Here is a 5,408-nt window from a genome sequence, read left to right as displayed (position 1 = left end):
CTTGGTCTGGGCCGAGGTGGGATTCTTGATGTTCTGTGCCTCGTCCAGCACCACCCGCCGCCAGCGGATCGGCGACAGCAGCTTCTCGTCCTTGCGGGCCAGGGCGTAGGAGGTGATGACCACGTCGTGATTCAGACAGGTCTGCCGGAACTTGGCCGCTTCCTGGGTGCGCACCGTGCCGTGGTGGATGAAGGCCCTAAGGTCCGGGGCGAAGCGCTCGATTTCCTTTTTCCAGTTGCCGATGACCGAGGTGGGGGCGATGAGCAGGGTGGGTGGAATGGCGTTGTTCCCCTCGGCTCCGCTCAGGGAACGCCCTTCGACGTGGCTCCCTTCGGCTCCGCTCAGGGAACGGGGTTTGTTCTTGGACGAAATCGAAGCGCCTTCGTTGATCTGAGCCGAACCGCGTTCGGTGAGCGGAGCCGAGCCGCCGACCCGTTCCTGGATCAGCCGGGCCAGCACTTGAATGGTCTTGCCCAGGCCCATGTCGTCGGCCAAGCAGCCGTTCAGCCCCAAGCCTTCCAAAAAGGCGATCCAGGCCAAGCCGCGCTTCTGGTAATCGCGTAATTGCGCCCCGAAGCCGGGCGGATCGTCGGCGGGTTCCATGCGGCTGTGGTCGCGCAGCTTCGCCAGCATCTCGGCCAGCGCCTTCTGCGGCTCAACCTCGAAGAAATCCGCGTCCTCCGCCGCCTTCCGCATCAGGTCCGGGAGGCTCATGCCGCCGCCTTCGTCCCGGTGGCGACGCCAGAATTCCAGCATTTCCCGCATCTTGTCCCGGTCCAACGCCAGCCAGCGGCCCCGGAAGCGGACCAGCGGGGTCTTGCTTTCCACCAGGCTCGCCCATTCCGACTCGTCCAGCGCCTCGTCGCCCAGGGACAGGTCGTAGCGGTAGGAAATCAGGTTGTCGAGGCCGAGGCTGTTACGCCGTCCCGCGCCGGAAGGGCCACGGCCCGTGGCGTGCAGCCTGATTCTGGCGCGGCGGCGGCCTTGGGGCGTCCACCAGGAGGGCACCAGCACGACGAAACCCGCGTCTTCCAGCACCCAGGCGTCTTCCTGCAAGAAGGCGAAGGCTTCGTCGATATTCAGGTTCAGCCCGGAGGGTTGGGGTTCGTCCAGACCTTCCCACAGGCGGGGATAGATGCGGGCCGCCTGGCCCAGGGCCAGCAGCAAATGCTTGTCGAACTGCCCGCCGCACAGGGTGCCGAAGGCGCGGTGTTCGCCCGTGTCCAGCCGCCAGTATTCGGCCAGGGGCAGTTGCCGGGACGGGTCTTTGCGCGGCGACACCAGCAGCTCCAAGCGCCAGGTCTCCTGTTCCCGCTCCGCTTCCCGCAATTGAAACAGCAGGCTGAAACCCGCCTCGCCGCGCCGGCCCACCAGCTTGCGCCGCCAGGATTGCCAGTCCCGGTAGGTGTCCAGCCCTTCGCCCATTTTCCAGGGCTGGCCGCCCGCTTGGTCGGAACGGGCGGCGTCCACCAGGGTGCCGCGCACTTGGCGCTCCAGCTTCGGGGTGTGGGAGGTCTGGGAGACTAGCCGATGAATCAGCGTCTCGGCGCAATGCCGGAGCAGGCTGGCCTTGTCGTACATCCGCTCGCCCGCCATCGCCGAGGCCGGGGGCATGCGTCCGGCGGCGTCGCGGATCAGGTGTTCGTAGTCGTCGGAGACGATTTCCCAGCCCGCGTACAGCTCAGGCTCCCCGCTGGGCGGTTCGCGGTAGAGCAGGGCGGGGATGTAGCGGTCGCGCAGAATCACCGCTTTCAGGGATTGGGTGTAGTAGTGCCAGAACAAGAGGTCGGTGCCGGGGCGGATGTCGTGGCTGTGGCAGAAAGCCAGGAAGCGCAGCTCGCCGAGTTGCTTGATGGGCCGGGTCAGGCGGTAGGCGTCCACTTCCCAGGCGCGGAGGGCGGTGGGCGGGGCGTCCGTGTCGCTGGGTTCGAATTCGGGCGAAGGGCAGGGCGCCTCCCCGGCGGTGGGCAGGGCCAGCGTTTGCGGGAGGAAGTGAAAGCGGCGCTCGAAGGGGGAGATGGTCAGGCCCAGGGGATTTTCGAGGAAGGCGATCAGTTCCGTTTTGGGCAGATGGCGTGGATGGCGCGGGGCTTCCGTGTCCGGTCGGAGCCGTGCGTCTTCCGTCCACAGCCAGAAGTCGCCCGGCTGGACGAACCCGTCGCCTGGCTCGGGTATCCATGAGCAGTGCAGGACTTTCATGTCGCGTGATTGGGGGGCGCAAAAACCGGCTATTTTACCCGGAGAAGGCGGGATGGCGGGGAAGGGGATTTTGATTGTGGGGCGCGGGGCGGTGGTTGGCTGGGATGCTGGGTTCCGTGCCCCAACCCAGCCCGCGAGGCTGGCCACAAAAACAAACGGGGCGGATCGCCAATGCCAGCAATCCGCCCCGTGGCATACCCCGCGAAGTGTCGCGAAGTTGGCTATTTCATATCAATGCGCCATGGCTGGCGGCTGGCTGGGCGCGGCGGGCGGGGTGCCGTGCTGCATTCCACCCATGCCCCCCATGCCGCCCGAACCGCCTTGCTGCATTCCACCCATGCCGCCGCCGCCATGGCCGCCATGTCCCCCCTGTCCACCCATGCTTCCCATCCCGCCGCCCTGCATCATCTGCTGCATGTGCTGCTGCATCATCTCCATGTGGGCCTTCTCGTATTCCTTCATGAGTTGAAGCTGTTCCGCCTTCAACTGGTCGCGCTCCTTGTCGTCCTTGGCGGCGAGGATCTTGGTCGAGAACTCGTGCATTTTCAGTTGGTGTTCCTGCTTCTGCTTGAGATGCTTCTCCTTCATCTCCTCGCTCATCATGCCGCCGCCCCCCATCATTCCCCCCATGCCACCCATGGACTGACCGGGCGCGGCGGGTGGCGCGGCGGGCTTGGCTTCCTCGGCGAAGGCCGGGGCGGCCAGGGACGCCGCCAGCAGGGCCAGGCCGATGTATTTGAATTCGCGCTTCATGGTTCTCTCCTAAGCTGATTGTGGCGATTGAGTATCCGCCTCTAGTCGGGCGGTACGCGCAGCTTAGCAGAATGGGGAAAGTGAGTAGTGGTCAGTGGTGAGTGATTAGTGGAAAATTCGGCAAAGCCAACCCCTCGCCAGCAGGCTCCTCGTCACCAACCACTGACCATTAACCACTTCCTAATGATCCGCCCGGCCACCCTGGACGATTTGGATGCCCTGGTCCGCATCGAAAACAGCGCTTTCGAGACCGACCGGATTTCCCGTCGCAATTTCCGCTACCTGCTGACCAAGGCCAACGCCGCGACCCTGGTGGAAGAGTTGGACGGGCTGATTCGCGGCTACGCGATGACGCTGTTCCACACCGGCACGTCCTTGGCGCGGCTCTATTCCTACGCGGTCGATCTCGCCTGCCAGCGGCAAGGCATAGGCCGCGCCTTGGTGGAAGCCTCGGAAAAGCTGGCCCTGGAGCGGGAGTGCATCGCCCTGCGGCTGGAGGTGCGGCGGGACAACCCGGCCTCCATCAAGCTGTTCGAGAAGCTGGGCTACCGCTACTTGGAGATCGTGCCGGATTACTACGAGGACCACGCGGCGGCCCTGCGCTTCGAGAAGACCCTCGCGCCGCACCTCAATCCCGAGCTGGCCCGCGTGCCCTATTACCAGCAAACCCTGGATTTCACCTGCGGTCCCGCCTCGCTGATGATGGGCATGAAGGCGCTGCTGTCCGAGTTGGAGTTGAGCCGGCGGCTGGAGCTGCGCATCTGGCGGGAATCCACCACCGTGTTCATGACCTCCGGCCATGGCGGCTGCGGACCCTACGGGATGGCGCTGTCGGCTTTCCGGCGGGGTTTTGAGGTGGAGGTGTACGTCAACGACGAGGGCGCCTTGTTCATCACCTCGGTGCGCGACCCGGAAAAGCGCGAGGTCATGCAGATCGTGCAGGAGGACTTCCTCGACGAATTGCGGGATTTGCCGGTCAAATTGGTGTATGGCGCCCTGAACGTCAATGATCTTCAAGAGAAGATGGAACAAGGCGGCATTCCGGTGGTTCTTATCAGTTCGTACCGGCTGTACCAGGAAAAATTCCCCCACTGGGTGGTCGTCACGGGCTACGATGAGGACTACTTTTACTTACATGATCCCTTCGTGGATAGCGAAGCGGGCAAAACCCTGACAGACTGTGTCAATATGCCGATATTGAAAAAGGATTTCCAGCGCATGGCCCGCTATGGCAAGACCGGCCAGAAAGCGGTGCTGATTCTAAAAAAGCCCAGCAAATCCCGCCGTCATTAAGATGGCCCTACACATCGTCGTCGTCGAAAGCCTGAAGGACTGGCAGCCGGATTATCCGTCGTCCGTGCCGGTGGTCGCGGCCCGCGATTACCTCTCCAAGCCGGAATACCTCAAGGCCAGGGACATCCGCGTCATCAACCTGTGCCGCAGCTACCGCTACCTCAGCGCGGGCTATTACTGCTCGCTGTTGGCCGAGCCGCGCAGCCACCGGGTCATTCCCACGGTGCGGACCCTCGCCAGCCTCCGCAGCAAGTCCATCTACAGCCTCAACATGGAGGACTTGGACGGGCTGATTCAGCGCAGCCTCAAGAAGCGCCCCGCCGAGGCCGGTCCCAGCTTCGAACTCCCCATCTTCTTTGGCCGCTGCGAAGGCCCGGAATTGCAGGACTTGGCCCGGCAGATTTTCGACCAGTTCCGCTGCCCGCTGTTGAAGGTGGAATTCCGCTACCAGGGCAAATGGAGCCTGGACACGGTGAAGGCGGTGCCGCTCAACGGACTCGCCAGCGGCCCGCACCGGCGGTTCTTCATCGACTCCCTGACCGGCTACCTCGCCAAGCCTTGGCGCGTGCCCCGCGCCCGCAACGCCGCCCGCTGGGACTTGGCCATCCTGCGCAACCCGGCGGAAGAAATCCCGCCCTCCAACGCCACCGCGCTGCAAAAGCTGGTCAAGGCGGGCAAGAAGCAGGGCGTGGATGTGGAATTGATCGAGCGGCGGGACTACGAGCGGCTGGCGGAGTACGACGCGCTGTTCATCCGCGAAACCACGGCCATCGACCACTACACCTACCGCTTCGCCCGCAAGGCCCAGATCGAGGGGCTGGTGGTCATCGACGACCCGGACTCCATCCTCAAATGCACCAACAAGGTCTATCTCGCCGAGCTGATGGCCGCCAACCGCATCCCGGCCCCGACCACCCGGATTCTGCAAAAGGGCGACCCGGACTCCATCGCGGCGGGGGCGGCCATTGGCTTCCCGGTGGTGCTGAAGATTCCCGATGGCTCCTTCTCGCGGGGCGTGTTCAAGGCCGACGACGCCCGCCAGTTCCGCGACTTGACCGACAGGCTGTTCAAGGAATCCGATTTGATCCTGGCCCAGGAATTCCTCTACACCCACTTCGACTGGCGCATCGGCATCCTCAACGGCCAGCCCTTGTTCGCCTGCC

General features: G+C 64.2%; 4 protein-coding genes. 2 read left to right on the top strand and 2 right to left on the bottom strand.

Annotation, left to right across the window (positions count from 1 at the left end; genetic code table 11):
• On the bottom strand, positions 1-2,199 hold a 2,199-nt coding region (locus tag ACXWUF_RS17765; RefSeq protein ID WP_458495952.1), incomplete at its 3' end, for a DEAD/DEAH box helicase.
• A gap of 231 nt (positions 2,200-2,430) precedes the next feature.
• The gene (locus ACXWUF_RS17760) at positions 2,431-2,952 is read right to left on the bottom strand and encodes a hypothetical protein (protein ID WP_458495951.1); all 522 of its coding nucleotides are present in this window, start codon (positions 2,950-2,952) and stop codon (positions 2,431-2,433) included.
• A 183-nt stretch (positions 2,953-3,135) separates the two neighbouring features.
• Between ACXWUF_RS17760 and ACXWUF_RS17755 the strand changes: the two genes are divergently transcribed.
• Together ACXWUF_RS17755 and ACXWUF_RS17750 are read left to right on the top strand one after the other, a co-directional pair.
• The gene (locus ACXWUF_RS17755; RefSeq protein WP_458495950.1) at positions 3,136-4,245 is read left to right on the top strand and encodes a peptidase C39 family protein; all 1,110 of its coding nucleotides are present in this window, start codon (positions 3,136-3,138) and stop codon (positions 4,243-4,245) included.
• A 1-nt stretch (position 4,246) separates the two neighbouring features.
• Positions 4,247-5,408, top strand: a 1,162-nt coding sequence (locus ACXWUF_RS17750; protein WP_458495949.1) for a RimK family protein, incomplete at its 3' end; no start/stop codon positions are given.

The sequence above is a fragment of the Methylomagnum sp. genome (assembly GCF_054333355.1).
Note: the sequence above shows the minus strand (reverse complement) of the source record. Positions and strands in the feature narration are given on the sequence as shown.

What these genes read in the sequence shown, in the direction of transcription:
- ACXWUF_RS17760 (WP_458495951.1), bottom strand. Translation starts at nt 2,952, where the DNA reads ATGAAGCGCGAATTCAAATACATCGGCCTGGCCCTGCTGGCGGCGTCC.
- ACXWUF_RS17755 (WP_458495950.1), top strand. Translation starts at nt 3,136, where the DNA reads ATGATCCGCCCGGCCACCCTGGACGATTTGGATGCCCTGGTCCGCATC.